Consider the following 20,889-nt stretch of genomic DNA (forward strand, 5'->3'; position numbering starts at 1 on the left):
CCGGGAAAAAGTCATAGTAAGCATGTAGGCATTGTCCATACTAAACAAAGCAGTTCACTTCATATTTTTACCCATTGTTTCAGCCTTGCGCCCGGATTGCCGGATATTGCGGCTCTTGGCTTGTACCCGAAGGCGCGTTAAGAGAGGCGTCACGTGAGACAATTTTCCGGCACAGACCGGGCATATCGGGGACATTTTCATGAGCGACACCGACAGCTTTATCGAAGAGGTGACCGAAGAGGTGCGCCGGGACCGCCTGTTCCTGATGCTGAAACGCTATGGCTGGATCGGTGGTCTGGCCGTGGTGGTCATCGTGGGCGGTGCCGCCTATCGCGAATATTCCAAGGCGCAGGAACTCGCCGCAGCACAGGCGCTTGGCGATGGCATGATTGCCGCGCTGGCAGCTGATGAACCCGTAGACCGCGCCGAGGCACTGGCGCAGGTGGCCGCTGGCTCTGAAACCGGCGCTGCCGTGGCCAAGATGATGCGCGCAGGCGCCCTGGCCGAAGCCGAGGATACCGAGACCGCCGTTGCGGTCCTCAGTGAAGTCGCCACCGATGGCGAGCTGCCGCTGGTTTACCGTCACATCGCCAGCTTCAAGGCGCTGGCCCTGCAGGCAGAGACGCTGAGCCTTGAAGAGCGCCGCCTGCAATACGAGGCCCTGGCACAGCCCGGTGCACCTTTGTCGCTGCTGGCGTCCGAGCAACTTGCACTGCTGGACATCGAAGCCGGTGAGACCGAAGCCGCAATCGAGCGTCTGCAGGCGATTACGGCGGATGCGACTGTCAGCCGGGACTTGCAAGACCGCGCAACTCAAGTGATTGTAGCACTTGGTGGAAAACCGGACGCGGCAGACGCGCCGGAAGGTTAAAAGGCGCCGCGCGGAATGTGCGCGGAGAGGGAAACGAATTGCGGGGCAGGGCAATGACGGCAGCTAAATCCATTTCTCGCGCGCGGGCGCTTTTTTGCGGTAGCGCGATGGCTCTGGTTCTGGCCGCCTGCGCCGAACCCGAGGTGATCCTGCAAGGGCAGCGTGAAGACATCCGTCCCGATGCCAATATCGAGGTGGTCAACCAGTCGCGGCCAATTTCCCTGCCCAGCCAGACCGTCAACGCTTCCTGGGCGCAGACGCACGGTCTTCCGGCGCAGCGCACCGCGCATCCGGCGCTGTCGACGGCGCCGCAATTGCAGTGGGCCGTTTCCATCGGCGAGGGCGACAGCCGCCGCCAGCGCATCACGGCCCGCCCCGTTGTGGCTGATGGGCGTATCTACACGCTGGACAGCGCGGCCCGCGTCAGCGCGGTCTCTCCCTCCGGTCAGCTTCTATGGCAAAGCGATCTGATTCCCGCCCGCGAAGGCGAAGGCCAGGCCACCGGCGGCGGCATGGCCTATGACAAGGGTGTTCTTTACATCTCCTCCGGTTTTGGCGTTCTGACCGCGCTGGAGGCCAGCACCGGCAAACAGATCTGGCGTCAAAAACTGGAAGCCACCGGATCGGGCGAACCGATGGTGCGTGACGGGCTGGTCTATCTGGTGGCCGGGGATGATACCGGCTGGGCCGTCAACACCTCTGATGGCCGCATCGCGTGGCAGGTCGAAGGCGTGCCGAGCCCCTCTAACGTGCTGGGCGCCCCGTCGCCAGTGATTGCCGGGGATTACGTCATCTTTGCCTTTGGCTCCGGCGATCTGGTCGCAAGTTTCCGCCGTGGCGGAGTGCGCCGCTGGAACGCCTCGGTGGCGGGGCAGCGCGTCGGCACCACGCTGGCGCGGATCAGCGATGTCACCGGTGCGCCGGTGGTGGTCGGAAACCGTGCCTTCGTGGGGAACCATTCGGGCCGCACCGTGGCGATCGACACCAACAATGGCGATCGCATCTGGACGGCTCAGGAAGGGGCCATCGGTCCGGTCTGGCCTGCGGGAGGCAGCCTGTTCCAGATCAGCGACCGCAACCAGCTCCTGCGTCTGGATGCCTCCAGCGGAGAGGTGATCTGGGCTGTGGATCTGCCGGGCTATCTGAAGGACAAGCCTTCTAAACGCGGCGCTGTGGTGGCCCACTATGGTCCGGTGCTGGCAGGTGGTCAGGTGATTATCACCTCCAACGATGGTCAGATTCGCATGTTCGATCCCCGTGACGGCAGCCTGACGCGCAGCATCGAGGCCCCCGGCGGCGCGACGACCGCGCCGGTTGTTGCGGGTAAGACCCTTTATGTGGTTTCCTCGAAAGGGGAGCTTCTCGCCTTCCGTTAAAGCGTCGATCGGCTCTGGCCGTAAGACAGCAGATGCGCTATGGGGCGCGTCTGAATCGCAAAAAGTTGGGTCCGATGTCTTTTACCCTCGCTATCGTGGGCCGTCCGAATGTGGGCAAGTCCACCCTGTTCAACCGCCTTGTCGGCAAGAAACTGGCCTTGGTCGATGACCAGCCGGGGGTCACCCGTGACCTGCGCGAAGGCGAGGCCCGCCTTGGCGATCTGCGGTTCACCGTCATCGACACCGCCGGCCTTGAGGATGCCACCGACAATTCGCTCGAAGGGCGCATGCGCCGCCTGACCGAACGGGCGGTGGATATGGCGGATGTCTGCTTGTTCATGATTGATGCGCGCACGGGTGTGACCCCGGTGGACGAGATGTTTGCCGATATCCTGCGCAAAAAATCCGCGCATGTCATTCTGGCGGCAAATAAATCCGAAGGCTCCGCAGCCGATGCCGGGGTTTTGGAAGCCTATGGCTTGGGCCTAGGGGAGCCGATCCGACTGTCCGGCGAGCATGGCGAGGGTCTGAATGATCTATATTCCCAGCTGCTGCCGATTTCGGAACGTTTTGAAAAGACCGCGCAGGACAATGCTCCGCTGACGGACGTGTCTGTGGACGAAGATCTGGACGACGAGGATGCCGAGTACGAGGTCCCTCAGCCAACGATGGACAAGCCGCTGCAGGTGGCTGTCGTCGGCCGTCCCAACGCGGGCAAATCGACCCTGATCAACAAGATCCTTGGTGAGGATCGCCTGCTGACCGGCCCCGAGGCGGGGATTACCCGCGATGCGATTTCGCTGAAGATCGACTGGGCAGGCACGCCGATGCGGGTCTTTGACACTGCCGGTATGCGCAAAAAAGCTAAGGTTCAGGAAAAGCTGGAAAAACTGTCCGTATCGGACGGGCTGCGCGCAGTGAAATTCGCCGAGGTCGTGGTGGTGCTTCTCGATGCGGACATCCCCTTTGAACAACAGGACTTGCGGATCGCCGATCTGGCCGAGCGGGAAGGGCGTGCGGTTGTTGTCGCGGTCAACAAATGGGACATCGAGGACAACAAGCAGGAAAAGCTGAAAAACTTGAAAGAGGCCTTTGCCCGGTTGCTGCCGCAGCTGCGCGGGGCGCCGCTGGTCACGGTATCGGCCAAGACCGGCAAGGGGCTGGACCGGCTGCACGCTGCCATTATGCGTGCCTATGACGTCTGGAACCGCCGGGTGCCCACCGCGGCGCTGAACCGTTGGCTGACTGGCATGCTGGAGCAGCACCCGCCGCCTGCGCCGCAGGGCAAGCGGATCAAGCTGCGCTATATGACCCAAGCCAAGACGCGCCCGCCGGGGTTCGTGGTGATGTGTTCCCATCCGGACAAAATCCCGGCCAGCTATACCCGTTATCTGGTGAATGGTCTGCGCGAGGATTTCGACATGCCCGGCACGCCGATCCGGCTTTATATGCGCGGGCAGGCGGACAAGAACCCCTACAAGGGCCGTAAGAAAGCCGCGCCCTCGAAGCTGCGCAAACACCTGGAAGGGCGCAGGGACTGATTCCAGGCGCTGCCCCCCAAGGGCTTGCGCGCCCTAGGCCAAAGACCAAAATTTTTGCTGGACCGGTTCGCATCTGCGGGCCGGTCCTTTTCACACGTTGAAATCCGTTGCCAAGCCATTAACATTAAATGGCATTGGCAGGGCGTCAGCCGATTTTCTGATCTTCCCAGCCAATGGAGTTTTTAAACGTCAAGCGCCCGGAGATTTTACACCGGCGTCACAGAGCGTATTTAAGGGAAGTCTCATGGACCTGAGAACTTACACGCGTGAATATACAAAGAAAGATAACCGCCTGGCGGCATTGAGTTATTTCGGCACCTTCGCGGTCTACTTTCTATCCCTCTACTTGGCCATCGCCTATGTCGAGCGGTGGTATATCCTGATTCCAGCAGGGGTGATCTTTGCCTTTGCGGCGGTGCGGCTTTATGTGCTGCAGCATGATACCGGGCACCATTCGCTGTTCGAAACCCGCAGGCAAAACGAAATCGCGGGCCACGTCCTGTCGCCTTTCACCTTTGCGCCGTTCGAGGTGATGAAGCAGAACCACAACCTGCACCATGCCAATATCGGCAATCTGGAACACCGGGAAACCGGCGAGATACACACGATGACCCTGCGTGAGTGGAAAGAGGCGGGGTTCTGGGAGCGGCTGACCTATCGGCTTTACCGCAATCCGTTGGTGCTGGTGCCGGTGGGGTCGGCCTTTACCTATTTCATTCGCTACCGCTGGCCCAAGAACACCACCAAGTTCGGCATTCTGGGGGTGCTGCTGCATAACATGGTGATCATTGCGCTGATTTCCCTGCTTTATTACGTGGCAGGCCCGACGGGTCTGTGGGTGTGGCTGGCATTCTCGTTCCTTGGCGGCATGATCGGGGTGTTTCTGGTCTATCTGCAGCATAACTTTGAAGACACCTACTGGGATCGTCGCCCGGATCTGAACCCGCAGGAGGCAGCGTTGCAGGGGTCCTCCTGCCTGGATTTCGGCTGGTTCTTCGATTTTGCCGTCGCCAATATCACACTTCACGACATCCATCACTTCAACGCCCGCATCCCCAGCTATCGCCTGCGCAAGTGCCATTATAATCTGCCGCCTGAATTTGCGCTGCGGCGGATCTCATTTGGTGAAGCTTTGCGCGCTTTGTCTCTGAAACTATGGGATGAAGAGCAAAAACGCCTGGTGCCCTTTCCGGCCTGAAACGCGCATTGCATACTAAGGGCACGCTAGGTACGGCAGCCCATTCCGGCAGCCCGTGTAGCTGCCGGGAAAAGAAAAGGAAGATTGAAATGACGGCTCTCAAGGATCTCAAAGGGGTTGGTCCCGCGCTGGAAAAGGCGCTGAAGGATCAGGGGATCACGTCGGTCGAGGCGCTGGCAGCGATCAGCGAAAAAGATCTGAGCAAGGTACCCGGCATTGGGGCCGCGCGCGCCGCGCGCCTGAAGCAGGCCGCCGTTGCACCGCAGGCCGGGGCTGTGCCCGTACAGCCGCGTCCGACCGCGCCAGTGCGCACCGGGCGCCCTGCCGCAAGGCCGACGAAGGTGACCCGTGAGGTCCCGCCTGAGGATGCAACCCAGCTGAACGCTGCGCTCGCCGCCGCCGAGGCGGCCCGGCTCGCGGCTGAGGAAAAAGCTGCCAAGGCCAAGATCAAGGCGCGCAAGGCCGCCAAGAAGGCCGAGGCGCTGGCGCTGGAAATGGCCGAAGCGCGCGTGAAGGCCAAGGAAAAGGCCAAACGCATGAAGGCCAAGGCGCGTAAGGCGATCGAGCGGGAAAAGGCCAAGGCTGAAGCCATCCTGGCCCGCAAGAAGAGCGGCGGAAAGCTGGATGCAAGCGATAAGGCCACCAAGGAGAAACCCGGAAAGGAAAAGCCGGGCAAGGCAAAAGCCGAAAAGGCCAAACCAGCCAAGGACAAAACGGCAAAGGCGAAGAAATCCAAGAAGACAAAGGGTTGAAGCCAACGCCTGCGACGCGCCTGTAGCACGACAAAGAAAAACCGGCCCGCATTCTCGGGGCCGGTTTTCTTGTTTTCAGGTCTGGGGAGCTGGGCTCAGGCCAGTGCGCCCTCTGCCGTCAGGGTCAGCTTACCGCCCAGATAGGGCGCCAGCGCCTCAGGCAGTTTGACCGATCCATCCGCCTGCTGGCCGTTTTCCAGAACCGCGATCAGGCAGCGGCCCACGGCCAGGCCCGATCCATTCAGCGTGTGCACGAACTCGGGCTTGCCACCGCCTTCGGGGCGGAAACGCGCGTTCATGCGGCGGGCCTGGAAATCGCCGGTGGTCGAGACCGAGGAAATCTCGCGATAGGCATTCTGGCCGGGCAGCCAGGCTTCGATGTCATAGGTGCGGCGCGCGCCAAAGCCCATGTCGCCGGTGCACAGAATCACGGTGCGATAGGGCACGCCCAGCTTCTCCAGCAACCCTTCGGCGCAGCGCAGCATGCGTTTCTGCTCGGCGTCGGACTCGTCCGGGTGGGTGACCGAAACCATTTCGACCTTTTCGAATTGGTGCTGGCGCAGCATGCCCGAGGTGTCGCGGCCCGCGGAGCCCGCTTCGGAGCGGAAGCACAGGGTATGCGAGGTCATGCGGATCGGCAGTGCGCTGGCATCGAGCACATCCTCTGCGACGGAATAGGTCAGCGGCACCTCGGAGGTCGGCACCAGCCACCAGCCATTGGTGGTCTGATAGCTGTCCTCGCCGAATTTCGGCAGCTTGTCGGTGCCATACATTGCTTCGTCGCGCACCAGAACAGGGGAGTTCACCTCGGTAAGGCCATTCTCATCGACGTGGGTGTCGATCATGAACTGTGCCAGCGCCCGGTGAATGCGTGCTACTGCGCCTTTCAGGAAGACAAAGCGCGAGCCAGAGACCTTGGCGGCGGTCTCAAAGTCCATGGCTGTTGCGACGCCGGTGATCTCAAAATGTTCCTTCGCGGTGAAATCGAACTCCGCGGGCGTGCCCCAGCGGTTGACCTCGACGTTGTCGTCCTCGTCAGCCCCATCCGGCACATCCTCGGCGGGGTTGTTGGGCAGGCGGGCCAGCATGTCGGTCAGCTTGGCGTCGAGCTCCTTGGCTTCGGTCTGCAGAGCGGCAACCTCGGCCTTCTTGCCGGCAACTTCGCTGCGCAGGCGTTCGAACTCTTCCTCGTCGCCCTTGGCCTTGGCTGCGCCGATGGCCTTGGCGGCCTTGTTCTGGGCGGCCTGTGCTTCTTCGGCGGCCTGGATCTTGGCCCGGCGCGCCTCGTCCAGAGCCAGCACCTCAGAGGACACAGCCGCATCCCCACGCCGCGCCAGAGCGGCGTCAAAAGCGGCAGGATTTTCGCGGATCGCGCGGATGTCGTGCATGGGGTGGCTCCTGTATAAGAGACGACGTTGAATCAGTGCCAAACCTATGCCCGAGCCGCAGCCAAAGAGGAAGAGGGCACAACGGGGTTTGTATAAGGGTGTTGCAAGGCGGAATCTGCACATCGTCGCACCGCCTTTGCCTTGCAACTGTCCAGACCAGCGCATAGGTTCGCCTGCAAAATAAGGCAGCCCCGCATGGGCTCTCCAGACAGAAGGAATATCCCCTTGGACGCAAATACGATTGGCCAGTTTCTCCCGCTCATTCTGATCTTTGCGATCATGTACTTCCTGCTGATCCGCCCGCAGCAGAAGAAGATGAAGGAACACCAGAAAATGGTCGAGAACCTGCGCCGCGGCGATCAGGTGGTGACCCAGGGTGGTCTGATCGGCAAGGTTGCCAAGATCAAGGAAGAGAACGAGGTCGAAGTCGAAGTCGCCGAGGGCGTCAAGGTCCGCGTTGTGCGCTCGACCATCGCTCAGGTGCTGTCCAAGACAGAGCCGGCAGCGTAAGCTTCTGATCTTAAATATCTGAAAAGGCAGGGCAATGCTGCAAATCGATCTCTGGAAGAGGGTGCTGATCTGGCTGGTCTGTGTGGCCGGCCTTTTGCTAGCCCTGCCAAATGCGTTCTACACCCGTGTCGAACAGGCCAATGATGCCGTCGCCGCGATCGAGATGAAGGGGGAGACTCCGGAGCGGCTCGAACAGGCGGGGCAATGGCCCGAATGGATGCCTTCGGGGCTGGTCAACCTGGGCCTTGATCTGCGCGGCGGTGCGCATCTGCTGGCCGAGGTCAAGGTCGCCGATGTCTATGCTGCGCGCATGGATGCGCTCTGGCCCGAGGTGCGCGATGCACTGCGCCCCGAGCGGGCCACCATCGGCACCTTCCGGCTGCAACCGGCACCGGACGGGCAGATTCGCGTCAAGATCTCCCAGCCCGAGGGCATGGCCCGGGCGCTGGAAGTGGTGCGTGGGCTGGCAAGTCCGGTCACCAGCCTCACCGGTGGCGGGGCAACGGATATCGTCGTTTCTGCCGAGGGTGATGTGATCATCATCGAGCTGAGCGAGGCCGAACGCCTTGCCTCGGATGACCGTACGGTGCGCCAGTCGCTGGAAATCGTGCGCCGCCGGATCGATGAGGTCGGCACCCGTGAGCCCACCATTCAGCGTCAGGGCGCCGACCGGATCCTGATCCAGGTGCCGGGTATCGGCAGTGCCTCTGAGCTGAAAGAGATCATCGGCACCACCGCGCAGCTGACGTTCAACCCGGTTGTGGGACGCGGCAATGACGCCGACGCCCGCGCTGGTGTCGGCAACAAGGTGATCCCGTCGCTGGATGAAGAGGGCGTGTTCTATACCGTCGAAGCCGCGCCGGTGGTGACCGGCGAGGAGCTGGTGGATGCGCAGCCGTCCTTTGACCAGAACGGCCGCCCGGCGGTGACCTTCCGCTTCAATACATCGGGCGCGCGCAAGTTCGGCGACTATACGGCGGAAAACATCGGCTCGCCCTTTGCGATCGTACTGGATGACGAGGTTGTCTCGGCGCCGGTCATTCAGGCGCATATCCCCGGTGGCTCCGGTATCATCACCGGTAACTTCACCATCGAGGAAAGCACCAACCTGGCAATCCTGCTGCGGGCAGGTGCCCTACCGGCCGGGTTGGAGTTCCTCGAAGAACGTACCATCGGCCCGGAACTGGGGCAGGACAGCATCGACGCGGGCAAGATCGCGACCATTGTTGCCTTTGTCGCGGTGCTCGTCTTCATGACGCTGTCCTATGGTCTCTTCGGGATCTTCGCCAATCTGGCGCTGATGCTGAACGTGGCGCTGATCTTTGGCGCACTCAGCCTGATTGGCGGTACGCTGACGCTGCCTGGTATTGCCGGGGTTGTGCTGACCGTCGGTATGGCGGTGGATGCCAACGTGCTGGTGTTCGAACGGATCCGCGAAGAGTTGAAAGCGGGCCGGGGTCCGGCGCGCGCCATCGACGAAGGCTACTCCAAGGCGCTGAGCGCCATTCTTGACGCCAATGTCACCACCTTCATCACCGCCGTGATCCTGTTCGCCATGGGATCCGGACCGGTACGCGGATTTGCGATCACGCTGGGCCTTGGCATCATGACCTCGGTGTTCACGGCGATCTTCGTGACCCGGGTGATGATCGTGATGTGGTTTGAACGGCGTCGTCCGAAAACGATTGAGGTATAAGATGCGGCTGAAACTTGTTCCCGAAGGAACCTCTTTCGATTTCTTCAAACGCTGGAAGATCTGGCTGGGCGTCTCGGCGCTGATGATGGTGGTGGGCTTTGCCTCCTTCATGCTTCAGGGGTTGAACTTTGGCATCGACTTCCGCGGCGGTACTACGATCCGCACCGAAAGCACCGAAGCCATCGACGTTGGTGTCTACCGCGATGCTATGTCGCCGCTGGAGCTGGGCGATATTTCGATCACCGAAGTGTTCGACCCCACCTTTGACGAAGACCAGCACGTTGCGATGATCCGCATCCAGTCCCAGGCGGATGGCGAGGCGATTTCGGGCGATGTGATCGAGGCGCTGAACACCGCGTTGGATGCGGTGGCGCCGGGTATCAAGTTCGTTTCGGTCGAATCCGTGGGCCCCAAGGTGTCCGGAGAGCTGGTGCAGACAGCCGTCATCGCCGTGGTTCTGGCGATTGGTGCGGTGCTGGTCTACATCTGGCTGCGGTTCGAATGGCAGTTCGCGCTGGGGGCCGTTGCGGCGCTGGTACACGACGTGGTGCTGACCATCGGCATCTTCTCGGAATTGCAGATCAAGTTCGACCTGGCGATCATCGCGGCGCTGCTGACCATCGTCGGCTATTCGCTGAACGATACCGTGGTTGTCTTCGACCGGGTTCGGGAGAATCTGCGCCGCTACAAGAAGAAGTCGCTGGCCGAGGTGCTGAACCTGTCGATCAACGAAACGCTGAGCCGCACCATGATGACCTCGGTCACCACGCTGATCGCTCTGATCTCGCTTTATGTGCTGGGCGGCGATGTGATCCGCGGCTTTGTCTTTGCGATGATCTGGGGCGTCATTGTCGGCACCTATTCGTCGGTCTTCGTGGCCTCGACCATCCTGCTCTGGCTGGGGGTCAAACGCGACTGGTCGAAACCCTCGACACCGACCGGCAATCAGTTCGCCAATATCGACGCCTGATCCGGGCGCAGCAAATGACTACCAAAGGCCGCAGGCATCGCTTGCGGCCTTTTGCTTTTGCCCCATCCTGCCCCGTGGTAGGAGAGTGGCAAATCAGTTTCCCGGGAGATGCCTCATGCGCCTGAATGAAGTGACCTATTCCGATGCCGTGCCGGTGGATGGCTATGGCGAGGGGTTCTTTCGCATCGGCGGAGAGGTGCATCACGGCGCCGTTCTGACCGGCACCAGTGGCACGGTGGCCTGGGGGGGCTATGATGATCGGGAGGCGCTTCTGGCGCTGGCGGACGAGGTTGACGTTCTGTTCATCGGCACCGGCGCCGAAGTTGCGCATATCCCGGCAGATCTGCGGCGCGCGCTGGAAGGCGCCGGGATCGGGGTGGAGACGATGAGTTCCCCCGCCGCCTGCCGCACCTATAACGTTCTGCTCTCCGAAGGGCGCCGCATCGCCCTGGCCGTATTGCCGGTGTGAACCGGACCGGGCGGAATACGGCTTTTGCGCCGGGCCGCAATGGGATAGTCAGTTATTCATGACATTGAATGTAACCGATCTCAGCATTGCCCGTGGCGGGTTGCCGGTTCTGGAAGGGCTGAGTTTTCAGCTTATGCCCGGCCGTGCACTGATCCTGCGGGGGCCGAATGGGATCGGCAAGACAACGCTGTTGCGCACCATCGCCGGGCTGCAACCGCCGCTCTCAGGGCAGATCGACGGCGCCGAGGATCGGATCGCCTATGCGGCCCATTCAGACGGGTTGAAACCGGCGCTGACGGTCACGGAGAACCTGACATTCTGGGCGCGGGTCTTTGGCTCTGCCTCCATCATGCCCGCGCTTGAGGCCTTTGACCTCACCGCCTTGCAGGACCGGCCCGCCGGGGCGCTGTCTGCCGGGCAGAAACGCCGTCTGGGCCTGTCGCGGATGCTGGTGACAGGGCGCCCGATCTGGGTGATGGACGAGCCGACCGTCAGCCTCGATACCCGCTCGGTCACCATGTTCGCGGATGCGGTTCGGGCGCATCTGGGGCGGGGCGGTTCGGCATTGATCGCCACCCATATCGACCTGGGCCTCGCCGTGGCCGAGGTGCTGGATGTCGGCCCCTTCAAGGCGCGCCTGCCTGCGCTTGATGATTTTGACGAGGGCTTTTTATGATCGCTCTTCTGATGCGGGATCTGCGGCTGGCGGTGCGGGCCGGGGGCGGCTTTGGCCTTGGGCTGGCGTTTTTCCTGATCGTGACGGTCATGGTGCCTTTCTCGGTGGGGCCGAATTCCGAGCTGTTGACCCGGATCGCGCCGGGGGTGTTGTGGCTGGGCGCGCTGCTGTCCTGCCTGTTGTCGCTGGACCGGCTGCTGGCGCTGGACTGGGAGGATGGCTCACTGGATCTTCTGGCCACCGCGCCGCTCCCGCTGGAATCTGTTGTCACCATCAAGGCGCTGGCGCATTGGATCACCACGGGCCTGCCGCTGGTGCTGGCGGCGCCAGTGCTGGGCGTGCTGCTGAACCTGCCGGTGCCGGGGTTTTCATGGCTGGTGATTTCGCTGTTTCTGGGCACGCCGGCCCTGTCGGTGATCGGTACCTTTGGCGCGGCGCTGACCGTGGGGCTGAAACGCGGTGGGCTGCTGTTGTCGCTGTTGGTGATGCCGCTTTACGTGCCGACGCTGATTTTTGGGGCCGAAGTGGCCCGCCGCGGTGCCGAAGGCATGGCCGTGCAGACGCCGCTGTTGATGCTGGCGGGGATTTCCGCAGCGGTGATCGCGCTTCTGCCCTTTGCCAGCGCCGCGGTCTTGCGTATCAATCTGCGCTGACCGGGATGCTGCGGAAGAGCTGCGACGAAAGAGCAGGGAACAGAGACTTGAAACTTTGGGAGCGGGGAACAAGATAGCCACCATGTCGATTTGGGAATACGCCAATCCGAAGAAATTCCTGACCACCACCGAGCGGGTGATGCCCGCGCTGTGGATGATCTCGGGCCTGCTGATGGCCGTGGGGCTGATCTGGGGTTTCTTCTTCACACCGGACGATTATCGTCAGGGCTCCACCGTCAAGATTATCTTCCTGCACGTGCCCTCGGCGCTGATGGCGATCAACGCCTGGTTCATGATGCTTGTCGCCTCGCTGATCTGGCTGGTGCGCCGTCACCACGTCAGCGCCCTTGCGGCCCGTGCCGCCGCGCCGGTTGGGATCGTCATGACACTGATCGCGCTGGTCACCGGGGCGATCTGGGGGCAGCCGATGTGGGGCACTTGGTGGGCCTGGGATCCACGCCTGACCTCCTTCCTCGTACTGTTCCTGTTCTACCTTGGCTATATCGCCCTTTGGGAGGCGATTGAGGATCCGGACACGGCAGCGGATCTCACCTCGATCCTGTGCCTTGTCGGCTCGGTCTTTGCGGTGCTCAGCCGCTATGCGGTTAACTTCTGGAACCAGGGTCTGCATCAGGGCGCCTCGCTCAGCCTTGATAAGAAAGAAAACGTCGCGGATGCCTTCTCCAACCCGCTTTATGTCTGCATGCTGGGCTTCGGGGTTTTCTTTCTCGCAATGGTGTTCTACCGCACCGGAACTGAAATTCGCGCCCGCCGTATCCGGGCGCTGATGGCACGGGAAAAACTGGACACATGATGCCTGATCTGGGGAAATATTCGGAGACTGTCTTGTCGTCCTACGCGGCGTCGATTCTGCTGCTGGTTCTTCTGGTGGCCGTCACCCTGTGGCGTGGCCACCGGGTACGCGCGGAAATGGAGCGGCTGGAGCAGAACCGGGTGAAGCGCAATGGCTAAGATCTCTCCTTTGATGGCGGTGCCCGTGGTGGTGTTCGCCGGTTTTGTCGGTCTGGCGCTGGTGGGCATGTTCCGCGAGGACCCCGAAAGCCTGCCATCTGCCCGCGAAGGGCAGACAGCACCGCCGGTGGTGCTGGATGAATTTACCGGCAAGCCATCGTTCGACGATGCGACCCTGCGCGATGGTACGGTCAAGCTGGTGAACTACTGGGCCAGCTGGTGCGCGCCCTGCCGCGCCGAACACCCGACGCTGGAGGCGCTCTCGGCCGAAGGCGTGCCGATCTACGGCGTTAACTACAAGGACCAGCAGGACAACGCCGAGGCCTTCCTCAACGAGCTGGGCGATCCGTACACGGCGATTGGCCGGGACGAAAAGGGTCGCATGGCGATCGACTGGGGCCTGTATGGCGTGCCCGAGACCTATGTGATCGATGGTGAGGGCAAGATCGTGCTGCGCTTTGCCGGGCCACTGACCAGCTCAGTCGTTGAAAAGACGCTGCGCCCCGCCATGGAAAAGGCGGCTGGTCAGTAGATTTTCGGATCTGTCCCCAAAAGCCGGGTATCGCCGATGCGCGGGGCGGCGAACCCCGTGTTTCTGCTCGGCAGTTTATCTTTGCCACATCCGTAGAAGGTACCCGAGGAGCTGTTCCGTAGCCAAATCGCCGCCGCATGAGGGCGCGTCGGCGATACGCGGCGGCCTGGCGGCCTTGTCCCGCGCCATCGCGTTCTGATTTTAGGCAAACAGGGACAGATCCAGCTCCAGCCCGGTGCCCAGCCAGATGCCATAATCACGGTGATCGGCCAGCTCATCGCCGGTTTCGGGGTGGGCAAAGACAATCAGCCCGTCCCGGTTCAGCGCCAGCCAGGGCAGCAGCTGCGCAAACTGTTCCGGATCGGCGGCTAGCTGACAGGACCACATCGGGTGCGGGCCGACCAGCTTGTCATGGACGCGGCCCATCTTGACGCCAAAGATCTCGGCCGCGCGCTGGCACAGGACCAGCGCCTGTTCCACCGTGTCGGCATCGAAATAGACATGGGCGTGATAGCCGGTGATGCAGCCAGTCTCCTTCAGACCTATCTTCGTCGTGTCAGTCATGCTCTGATCCTCCTCCCTTATTCTTTTGCTATTCTCGGTAAGGCCTCTAACAGAAAAGGCGACCCCGGGGGGCCGCCTTTTGCAATTCCATGTGGCGCGGGCCTTACGACTTCGCGAGGTTGCGCAGCACGTAGTGCAGCACGCCGCCGTGTTCGATGTACTCGATCTCGGGCGCGGTATCGATGCGGCACTTCAGCGTGATGGTCTTGGTGGTGCCATCTGCGTAGGTGATGTCGCAGGGTACTTCCTGCTGCGGCTCGATGGTGTCGAGGCCTCGGATCGATACGGTTTCGTCACCAGTCAGGTTCAGCGACTTGCGGGTGTCGCCAGCGGTGAACTCGAACGGGATAACGCCCATGCCAACCAGATTGGAACGGTGGATACGCTCAAAGCTTTCGGCGATCACGGCCTTGACGCCCAGCAGCGCGGTGCCTTTTGCAGCCCAGTCACGCGAGGAGCCCGCGCCGTACTGTTCACCGCCAAAGACGACCAGCGGAGTGCCCGCTTCCTGATAGGCCATCGAGGCTTCGTAGATCGAGGTCTGCTCGCCATCGGGGCCTTTGGTGTAACCACCTTCAACGCCGTCCAGCATCTCGTTCTTGATGCGGATGTTGGCAAAGGTGCCGCGCATCATGATCTCGTGGTTGCCGCGACGCGAACCGTAGGAGTTGAACTCACGCGGGGCCACCTGACGTTCGATCAGGTACTGACCGGCCGGGGTGGTGGTCGCAAAAGAACCCGCCGGGGAGATGTGGTCGGTGGTGACCATGTCGCCCAGGATCAAGAGCGGCTTGGCGCCCTCGATGTTCGAGATGGTGCCCGGCTCGGTACCCATGCCCTGGAAGTAGGGCGGGTTCTGGATGTAGGTCGACGTTGCGGGCCAGTCATAGGTCTCCGCATCGGTGGTTTCGACCGCCTGCCATTTTTCGTCGCCTTTGAACACATCGGCGTATTTCGACAGGAAGGCCTCGCGGGTTACGGTTTCTTGCACGAGGTCCGCGACTTCCTGTGTCGAGGGCCAGATGTCTTTCAGGTAGACGTCCTTGCCATCGGCAGTTTGGGCGATCGGGTCGTTGGCCAGATCGATGTCCATGGTGCCTGCCAGCGCATAGGCGACAACCAGCGGCGGCGAGGCCAGGTAGTTGGCGCGCACATCGGGGCTGATGCGGCCTTCGAAGTTGCGGTTGCCCGACAGGACCGAGGTTGCCACCAGATCGCCTTCGGCGATGGCGTCGGAGAGTTCCTGCTGGATCGGACCGGAGTTACCGATACAGGTGGTGCAGCCATAGCCAACGAGGTTGAAGCCGACAGCGTCCAGATGCTCTTGCAGGCCTGCGGCCTCAAGGTACTCGGACACCACCTGCGAACCCGGCGCCAGCGAGGTTTTCACCCAGGGCTTGCGGTTCAGGCCCAGCTCATGCGCCTTTTTCGCAACCAGACCCGCGCCGATCATCACGTAGGGGTTGGAGGTGTTGGTGCAGGAGGTGATCGAGGCGATCACGACCTTGCCGGATTCCATGGTGTAATCTTCGCCTTTGACGGCCACTTCCTTGCCCATCGGGCGTTTGAAGGTGTTTTCCATCTCCTGACGGAAGGCGGCTTGGGCGTTGGTCAGCGGCACGTAGTCCTGCGGACGCTTGGGACCGGAGATTGCCGGAACGATGCTGCTCATGTCGAGGGACAGCGTGTCGGTGTAGACCGGTGCGTAATCCGCATCGCGCCAGAAACCGTTTTCCTTGGCGTAGGCTTCGACCAGCGCGATACGGTCTTCGTCGCGGCCGGTGTTGCGCAGGTAACGGATGGTTTCCGCGTCGATCGGGAAGAAGCCGCAGGTCGCGCCATATTCCGGTGCCATGTTGGCGATGGTGGCACGGTCCGCCAGCGGCAGACGGTCCAGACCTTCGCCGTAGAATTCGACGAATTTGCCCACAACGCCTTTTTGGCGCAGCATTTCCACGACTTTCAGAACCAGGTCGGTGCCGGTGGTGCCTTCGACCATGTCGCCGGTCAGTTCAAACCCGATGACTTCGGGGATCAGCATCGAGATCGGCTGACCCAGCATCGCGGCTTCGGCTTCGATGCCGCCAACACCCCAGCCCAGAACGGCCGCGCCGTTGACCATGGTGGTGTGACTGTCGGTGCCGACCAGTGTGTCGGGGTAGGCGACTTCATTGCCGTCCTGATCGGTGTCGGTCCAGATGGTCTGGGCCAGGTATTCCAGGTTCACCTGGTGGCAGATGCCGGTTCCCGGAGGCACAACGCGGAAGTTGTTGAAGGCGCCCTGACCCCATTTCAGGAACTGGTAGCGCTCCATGTTGCGCTCATACTCGCGGTCCACGTTCATCTGGAACGCGCGCGGGTTGCCGAATTCGTCGATCATGACCGAGTGGTCGATGACCAGATCAACCGGGTTCAGCGGGTTGATCTTCTGGGCGTCGCCACCCAGCGCCTTGATGCCGTCGCGCATGGCGGCAAGGTCCACAACGGCGGGAACGCCGGTGAAATCCTGCATCAGCACGCGGGCCGGGCGATAGGCGATTTCGCGCGGGTTCTGGCCGCCGTTGGCGCCCCATTCCGCAAAGGCCTTGATGTCTTCGAGCGAGACCGAGAAACCGCCGTCTTCAAAGCGCAGCATGTTTTCCAGAACGACCTTCAGCGCCGCCGGCAATTTCGAGAAATCGCCGAGGCCGGCTTCGGTGGCTGCGGGGATCGAGTAATAGGAAATCGACTTGCCACCGGCGCTGAGCGTGCGGCGCGTCTTGGCATTGTCCTGTCCGACGGTGATAGGCATGTTGGCCTCCCTCTGGATGTGATAATGGGGAATTCGCTGCAGGCTATCTGCAACAGGTTCGGCCTTCTTTCAATAGGGGAAACGCCATCTGGTGCATTTTTTGTATGCAATAGTACACAAGAGCGCATGCAAAGGGTAAACCAAGTCTCAAGAATGATTGATTGGTGTTCAGAATTGGGTTGGGGTACACCGGGGGGCCAGCGAGAGTTGGCCTGCGGATCACGACCAAAGGGGTACTCCGAACAATGATGCGTTTTGCCGCTCTTGCCAGTGTGTTGTGCCTTGCGATGCCTGCCGCGATCCGTGCGGAAGAGGTGGATCAGCCGGTGGTAGTGGAGCTCTTTACCTCGCAGGGCTGTGCGTCCTGCCCGCCGGCCGATGCCCTGATGCACAAACTGGTAGAACGCGAGGACGTTCTGGCGCTGGCGTTCCATGTCGACTACTGGGATTACATCGGCTGGAAGGACGTCTTTGCCGATCCGGCCTATACTCAGCGGCAAAAGGATTATGCCCGGGCGATGGGCCGTAACATGGTTCATACTCCGCAGATGATCGTGATGGGGCAAGAGGATGTTCATGCCGCCGACCCGCTGAAAGTGGGTGATGCGATCAAACGGCACCAGACCGGCGCGCAGCCGGTGGCGCTGGATCTGACGGCAACGGCGGCCGGTGTCGAAATCTCGGTGCAGGCTCGCGGCGCGCTGCCCAAAGGGGCGCTGCGGGTTGATGTGGTGCGGTTCACGCCGCTGCGCCGGGTGTCGATCAGCCGCGGAGAGCTGGCAGGGCGGACCATGGCCTATGCCAATATCGTCGAGGATTGGCAGCAGGTCGCTGAATGGGACGGGCAGGAGGGTCTGAAACTGACGGTACCGCTGCCCGGGGATCAGTCGCTTGCCGTGCTGGTGCAAGAGGCTGGCAGCGGCCCCATCGTAGCCGCCGCGCAGCTGAAGTAATCAGCGCCAATTCCTGGGGGCGCCTGTATCTGCCGTGGTCGGCATTATCCCGCGGGATCGGTATTGGGCTTTTTTGGCGGCGTGTATGCTTTCCAGCGCCGGTGGATCCAGAACCACTGCCCCATATGCTTGCGGATGACGCTTTCCAGATCGTCGCAGATCGCGCGGGTCATGGTGATGGGATCTGACGCCGGAATTTCCGGGTTGAGGTGGATTTCGAAATCAACGCCATTGGGTTGCCGGATGCCGTAGACCGGGATCAGTGCCGCGCCGTATTTCAGCGCCAGTTCCGCAGGAACGGTAGAGGTGACGGCAGGCTTGCCGAAGAATGGGATCTCCTCGCCGCCATGCACGTGCAGGTCGGCGACGATGGCGATATTGCCACCCTTTTTCAGATGGCGGACCATTTCGACCATGCCGCGTTTGCCCTGCTCGAACATCGGTTTGCCGTTGCCTTCGATGGCACGGACGTAGTGATCATTGAAATAGGGGTTGGCCATGCGCCGGTAGAGCGACCCCATCGGGAAACCGTGTGCGATCAACCCGGCCCGGGCAGCGTCATAATTTCCGAAATGACCGGTGACCAGAATCACAGGGCGCCCGTCAGCGCGTGCTTTCTCGAGCGCGGTCAGACCCTCACCGGTGATTGGCGCAGCCTTGGCGCGGGCAAGGAAGGGTGCGCCTGCATAGAGCTCGGCAAAGGTGCGCCCGGCGTTGTCGGGGACTTCGCGGCAGAGCCGGTCCACTTCCTCGGGCGGCAGGTCGGGGCAGACAAGGGCCAGATTGTCACGGATCCGCCGGTCAAAGCCCGCCAGCGGCGCGGCGGCGCGCACCAGACGACCCATGGCCGCCAGCCGCGTGCGATAGGGGATCAGCCCCATGGCGCCGATCACGCCACGCAAAAAAAGATTGCTGGCAAAATACTTTGCTTTTTGGGCCGGAGAAAGCTCGGAGGCGGCGACGGGCATTGTGGGTATGGGCCTGCTGGGCTGGGATCACATAGAGCATGTCTACTTAATCCCGGCCGCCATTGTGTACAAGCCGTCAGCCGGGTACCCGAAGCGTATTGGTAGAGACGGCGGGAGAGATCAGGACTTACTCGTCCTCTTCGCCGTCCTCGGACCTCAGCTCGATTTCCCCGTTGTTCACCAGATCGCGCATGGCGTTGACGATCAGGCTGAAGGCGATTTCGCCATCGGCGCGTTTGACCTTGCCGCGTTCGGTGACTTCTTCACGGATGTTGTTGGCCATGCGGTTCGACATGTTTTCCAGCAGGAATTCGCTAGAGGCAACGTCCTCTTCCGCGCTAGCAAAGGCGATGGCGGTGACCACATCGGGCTGGGACAGCACGCGCATCAGCTTGGGTACATCCAGCGGGTGCATGCGCTCAGCGATCAGGCCGTAGGTGAAGATCGCCTTTCGCACGTCGCCGGCGAATTCCTCGTCTTCTTCTTCCAGTGCGGTCAGAACCTCGTCCCGTTTGGCTGCGGCGGCTTCGGTCAGGATGGCGCCGACGCGCTGGCCCGGGGTGGTGTCAAAGGCCAGATCCGGGCGGGCCTCCACCTGCGCGGCCAGGGACAGGCCGATCCGGTCGACGGTGTCCGGGGTCACGTTTTTGGTATGGCTGACGGCATAGGCGATTTTCCGGGCCACGGGGCCGGGCAAGGCAGCCAGCATCTGTGCGGCCTTGGCGGTGTCGAGTTTCGACAGCAGCACGGCCGCAACTTCGGTGCTTTCTGCTTCGGCGAGCGAGGCGAGATCTTCGGGTGCAAGCTGTTTCAGACGGTCCCATGGATTGCCGAATTGTCGCACGCCGGCCTCTTTGCGTAGGCGACTGGCGGTATGGCGGCTGATCTTGCCATCCATGGCGGTCAGTGCGCCAGCCAGCCCGTTGGGGAAGGTCAGGCCAACGTTGTCGAGCATTTCGGCAAACTCGCTGGCAACGGCATAGAGCGTTTCGCGGTCGACGATGCGCATCTTCCCCATCTGCTGGGTCAGTTCCATCTGCAGCTCATCGGGCAGTTCTTCAATCGGGATGTCGGCGCCTTCGTTCAGCAGCAGGCGTACGACGATCGCCGCCTTTGCCTTGCCGCTCAGATGGGAAGCGGAGCCGCCGAGCGATCCACCCATGGGACTATCCATTCCTCCCCCCATTCCACCAAGCGGAGCCGGAGCCGAAAAATCTCCCAATCCATCACCGCCTGTCGCCATGGGGAGCGCCAACATCTGGTCGTCTTGCATCTATAGGACCCTTGCCAAAAAGATTCTCTTTCTGTTGGGATCAAGATAGGCCATTAGCGGTAAAGAAAGACTAAAGCTCAATAGCTTGAGGTTTGTCCGCTCTGCAGTGCCTTGTAGAGCGAGACCTCAGGCCAGCTGCCAGTGCCGCCACGCGCACGGATTTCCTTCCACTGTGCCAGGGCCAGCCCCAGTTTTCCTTCCTCGACAAAGCCTTGCCCCATATAGGAGCGGGCCAGAAGGTTGTCGGGATCGGTAGCAATGGCGCGCTGGTAATAGGCGTTGGCCTCATCTGGCTGGCCGAGCTTACGGGCGGTGAAGCCCCAGTAGGTCAGGACCCGACCTTCGCTTTGATCCGGCATCGCGGCCAGAACCATTTGCGCGTTTTTCAGTCGGCCCGCATAGGCCAGTTCACGCACCGCGTCATACAGCGTATCGGCATCCAGCGCCGAATCCTTGGCGTCTACGCATTTGCCTTTTTTTTCGTCCCAGACCTGCGCTCCGGTGCATTCCTTGGTGGTTTGCGTGGTGGTCGGAGCCGTGAAGGTATTGTCGCCAGCGGCAAAGGCTGCCCCGGAAAGTGACATCGCGGGCAGGGACATCACGGTTGCAAGAACGATGGCACGCATTGGGGATCCTCATTACGGGTTATGGAGGGAATCTAGCCTGATTTACCGGCTCAGTGGAGGGGAATTCCCAGGATAAGGGAGCTTCCGGTACTCTCTGGCGAATATTTGCC

Annotated in this window: 21 protein-coding genes; 15 read left to right on the forward strand and 6 right to left on the reverse strand. The window is 61.6% G+C overall.

Annotation, left to right across the window (positions count from 1 at the left end):
- Positions 1-199: 199 nt before the first annotated feature.
- The 5 genes from SM766_RS13630 (at position 200) to SM766_RS13650 (ending at position 5,738) form a co-directional block, all read left to right on the forward strand.
- Positions 200-871 carry a hypothetical protein gene (locus tag SM766_RS13630; protein ID WP_368948107.1) on the forward strand — a complete coding sequence of 224 codons (672 nt, stop codon included), beginning with the start codon at positions 200-202 and terminating at the stop codon, positions 869-871.
- Positions 872-924: 53 nt separating this feature from the next.
- Entirely contained in the window at positions 925-2,247 is a 1,323-nt protein-coding gene (locus tag SM766_RS13635) for a PQQ-like beta-propeller repeat protein (protein WP_490363360.1), read from the forward strand.
- A 74-nt stretch (positions 2,248-2,321) separates the two neighbouring features.
- Entirely contained in the window at positions 2,322-3,788 is a 1,467-nt protein-coding gene (gene der / locus SM766_RS13640) for a ribosome biogenesis GTPase Der (RefSeq protein WP_347510077.1), read from the forward strand.
- A gap of 244 nt (positions 3,789-4,032) precedes the next feature.
- Positions 4,033-4,986 (forward strand): fatty acid desaturase, encoded by a 954-nt coding sequence (locus tag SM766_RS13645; protein WP_274866424.1) that lies wholly within the window; start codon positions 4,033-4,035, stop codon positions 4,984-4,986.
- Positions 4,987-5,075: 89 nt separating this feature from the next.
- Entirely contained in the window at positions 5,076-5,738 is a 663-nt protein-coding gene (locus SM766_RS13650) for a helix-hairpin-helix domain-containing protein (protein ID WP_368948110.1), read from the forward strand.
- A gap of 95 nt (positions 5,739-5,833) precedes the next feature.
- Here the strand turns inward: SM766_RS13650 and serS are convergent, their stop codons facing one another.
- Positions 5,834-7,126, reverse strand: coding sequence for a serine--tRNA ligase (gene serS, locus SM766_RS13655; RefSeq protein ID WP_065270473.1), 1,293 nt, complete (start codon positions 7,124-7,126; stop codon positions 5,834-5,836).
- A 195-nt stretch (positions 7,127-7,321) separates the two neighbouring features.
- Between serS and yajC the strand changes: the two genes are divergently transcribed.
- The 9 genes from yajC (at position 7,322) to SM766_RS13700 (ending at position 13,604) form a co-directional block, all read left to right on the forward strand.
- Entirely contained in the window at positions 7,322-7,636 is a 315-nt protein-coding gene (gene yajC / locus SM766_RS13660) for a preprotein translocase subunit YajC (protein WP_116560284.1), read from the forward strand.
- 34 nt (positions 7,637-7,670) lie between these two features.
- A complete protein-coding gene (gene secD, locus SM766_RS13665; RefSeq protein WP_368948111.1) occupies positions 7,671-9,332 on the forward strand; it encodes a protein translocase subunit SecD in 1,662 nt (553 codons plus the stop codon).
- Position 9,333: 1 nt separating this feature from the next.
- Entirely contained in the window at positions 9,334-10,302 is a 969-nt protein-coding gene (secF, locus tag SM766_RS13670) for a protein translocase subunit SecF (RefSeq protein WP_065270470.1), read from the forward strand.
- A 115-nt stretch (positions 10,303-10,417) separates the two neighbouring features.
- Positions 10,418-10,771 carry an Mth938-like domain-containing protein gene (locus SM766_RS13675; protein ID WP_368948112.1) on the forward strand — a complete coding sequence of 118 codons (354 nt, stop codon included), beginning with the start codon at positions 10,418-10,420 and terminating at the stop codon, positions 10,769-10,771.
- 58 nt (positions 10,772-10,829) lie between these two features.
- Positions 10,830-11,447, forward strand: a complete 618-nt coding sequence (gene ccmA / locus SM766_RS13680) for a heme ABC exporter ATP-binding protein CcmA (protein ID WP_368948113.1) — start codon at positions 10,830-10,832, stop codon at positions 11,445-11,447.
- Positions 11,444-12,100 carry a heme exporter protein CcmB gene (gene ccmB, locus SM766_RS13685; protein WP_274833484.1) on the forward strand — a complete coding sequence of 219 codons (657 nt, stop codon included), beginning with the start codon at positions 11,444-11,446 and terminating at the stop codon, positions 12,098-12,100. Before ccmA ends, ccmB begins: the two co-directional genes overlap by 4 nt.
- Positions 12,101-12,182: 82 nt before the next feature.
- On the forward strand, positions 12,183-12,914 hold the full coding sequence (locus tag SM766_RS13690) for a heme ABC transporter permease (RefSeq protein WP_065270466.1): 732 nt from the start codon (positions 12,183-12,185) through the stop codon (positions 12,912-12,914).
- Positions 12,911-13,072, forward strand: coding sequence for a heme exporter protein CcmD (gene ccmD / locus SM766_RS13695; protein ID WP_368948114.1), 162 nt, complete (start codon positions 12,911-12,913; stop codon positions 13,070-13,072). The genes SM766_RS13690 and ccmD overlap by 4 nt, the downstream gene beginning before the upstream one ends.
- A complete protein-coding gene (locus tag SM766_RS13700; RefSeq protein WP_065270464.1) occupies positions 13,065-13,604 on the forward strand; it encodes a DsbE family thiol:disulfide interchange protein in 540 nt (179 codons plus the stop codon). The genes ccmD and SM766_RS13700 overlap by 8 nt, the downstream gene beginning before the upstream one ends.
- A gap of 201 nt (positions 13,605-13,805) precedes the next feature.
- Here the strand turns inward: SM766_RS13700 and SM766_RS13705 are convergent, their stop codons facing one another.
- Together SM766_RS13705 and acnA are read right to left on the reverse strand one after the other, a co-directional pair.
- The gene (locus tag SM766_RS13705) at positions 13,806-14,168 is read right to left on the reverse strand and encodes a DOPA 4,5-dioxygenase family protein (protein WP_368948115.1); all 363 of its coding nucleotides are present in this window, start codon (positions 14,166-14,168) and stop codon (positions 13,806-13,808) included.
- Between the two features lie 103 nt (positions 14,169-14,271).
- A complete protein-coding gene (acnA, locus tag SM766_RS13710) occupies positions 14,272-16,959 on the reverse strand; it encodes an aconitate hydratase AcnA (RefSeq protein WP_274833489.1) in 2,688 nt (895 codons plus the stop codon).
- 245 nt (positions 16,960-17,204) lie between these two features.
- Between acnA and SM766_RS13715 the strand changes: the two genes are divergently transcribed.
- Positions 17,205-17,912, forward strand: coding sequence for a DUF1223 domain-containing protein (locus SM766_RS13715; protein ID WP_368948116.1), 708 nt, complete (start codon positions 17,205-17,207; stop codon positions 17,910-17,912).
- 44 nt (positions 17,913-17,956) lie between these two features.
- On the opposite strand, the gene SM766_RS13720 is transcribed toward SM766_RS13715, so the two are convergent.
- From SM766_RS13720 to SM766_RS13730, 3 genes are all read right to left on the reverse strand, one after another.
- Positions 17,957-18,880 carry a lysophospholipid acyltransferase family protein gene (locus SM766_RS13720; protein ID WP_368948117.1) on the reverse strand — a complete coding sequence of 308 codons (924 nt, stop codon included), beginning with the start codon at positions 18,878-18,880 and terminating at the stop codon, positions 17,957-17,959.
- 127 nt (positions 18,881-19,007) lie between these two features.
- Positions 19,008-20,153, reverse strand: a complete 1,146-nt coding sequence (locus tag SM766_RS13725; RefSeq protein WP_274833494.1) for a flagellar motor switch protein FliG — start codon at positions 20,151-20,153, stop codon at positions 19,008-19,010.
- A gap of 77 nt (positions 20,154-20,230) precedes the next feature.
- The gene (locus tag SM766_RS13730) at positions 20,231-20,779 is read right to left on the reverse strand and encodes a tetratricopeptide repeat protein (RefSeq protein ID WP_368948118.1); all 549 of its coding nucleotides are present in this window, start codon (positions 20,777-20,779) and stop codon (positions 20,231-20,233) included.
- Positions 20,780-20,889: the final 110 nt, after the last annotated feature.

The organism is Pseudophaeobacter sp. A-200-2, from assembly GCF_041008815.1.
Taxonomy (GTDB): domain Bacteria; phylum Pseudomonadota; class Alphaproteobacteria; order Rhodobacterales; family Rhodobacteraceae; genus Phycobacter; species Phycobacter gallaeciensis_A.

What these genes read in the sequence shown, in the direction of transcription:
- SM766_RS13630 (WP_368948107.1), top strand. Translation starts at nt 200, where the DNA reads ATGAGCGACACCGACAGCTTTATCGAAGAGGTGACCGAAGAGGTGCGC.
- SM766_RS13635 (WP_490363360.1), top strand. Translation starts at nt 925, where the DNA reads ATGACGGCAGCTAAATCCATTTCTCGCGCGCGGGCGCTTTTTTGCGGT.
- der (WP_347510077.1), top strand. Translation starts at nt 2,322, where the DNA reads ATGTCTTTTACCCTCGCTATCGTGGGCCGTCCGAATGTGGGCAAGTCC.
- SM766_RS13645 (WP_274866424.1), top strand. Translation starts at nt 4,033, where the DNA reads ATGGACCTGAGAACTTACACGCGTGAATATACAAAGAAAGATAACCGC.
- SM766_RS13650 (WP_368948110.1), top strand. Translation starts at nt 5,076, where the DNA reads ATGACGGCTCTCAAGGATCTCAAAGGGGTTGGTCCCGCGCTGGAAAAG.
- serS (WP_065270473.1), bottom strand. Translation starts at nt 7,126, where the DNA reads ATGCACGACATCCGCGCGATCCGCGAAAATCCTGCCGCTTTTGACGCC.
- yajC (WP_116560284.1), top strand. Translation starts at nt 7,322, where the DNA reads ATGGGCTCTCCAGACAGAAGGAATATCCCCTTGGACGCAAATACGATT.
- secD (WP_368948111.1), top strand. Translation starts at nt 7,671, where the DNA reads ATGCTGCAAATCGATCTCTGGAAGAGGGTGCTGATCTGGCTGGTCTGT.
- secF (WP_065270470.1), top strand. Translation starts at nt 9,334, where the DNA reads ATGCGGCTGAAACTTGTTCCCGAAGGAACCTCTTTCGATTTCTTCAAA.
- SM766_RS13675 (WP_368948112.1), top strand. Translation starts at nt 10,418, where the DNA reads ATGCGCCTGAATGAAGTGACCTATTCCGATGCCGTGCCGGTGGATGGC.
- ccmA (WP_368948113.1), top strand. Translation starts at nt 10,830, where the DNA reads ATGACATTGAATGTAACCGATCTCAGCATTGCCCGTGGCGGGTTGCCG.
- ccmB (WP_274833484.1), top strand. Translation starts at nt 11,444, where the DNA reads ATGATCGCTCTTCTGATGCGGGATCTGCGGCTGGCGGTGCGGGCCGGG.
- SM766_RS13690 (WP_065270466.1), top strand. Translation starts at nt 12,183, where the DNA reads ATGTCGATTTGGGAATACGCCAATCCGAAGAAATTCCTGACCACCACC.
- ccmD (WP_368948114.1), top strand. Translation starts at nt 12,911, where the DNA reads ATGATGCCTGATCTGGGGAAATATTCGGAGACTGTCTTGTCGTCCTAC.
- SM766_RS13700 (WP_065270464.1), top strand. Translation starts at nt 13,065, where the DNA reads ATGGCTAAGATCTCTCCTTTGATGGCGGTGCCCGTGGTGGTGTTCGCC.
- SM766_RS13705 (WP_368948115.1), bottom strand. Translation starts at nt 14,168, where the DNA reads ATGACTGACACGACGAAGATAGGTCTGAAGGAGACTGGCTGCATCACC.
- acnA (WP_274833489.1), bottom strand. Translation starts at nt 16,959, where the DNA reads ATGCCTATCACCGTCGGACAGGACAATGCCAAGACGCGCCGCACGCTC.
- SM766_RS13715 (WP_368948116.1), top strand. Translation starts at nt 17,205, where the DNA reads ATGATGCGTTTTGCCGCTCTTGCCAGTGTGTTGTGCCTTGCGATGCCT.
- SM766_RS13720 (WP_368948117.1), bottom strand. Translation starts at nt 18,880, where the DNA reads ATGCCCGTCGCCGCCTCCGAGCTTTCTCCGGCCCAAAAAGCAAAGTAT.
- SM766_RS13725 (WP_274833494.1), bottom strand. Translation starts at nt 20,153, where the DNA reads ATGCAAGACGACCAGATGTTGGCGCTCCCCATGGCGACAGGCGGTGAT.
- SM766_RS13730 (WP_368948118.1), bottom strand. Translation starts at nt 20,779, where the DNA reads ATGCGTGCCATCGTTCTTGCAACCGTGATGTCCCTGCCCGCGATGTCA.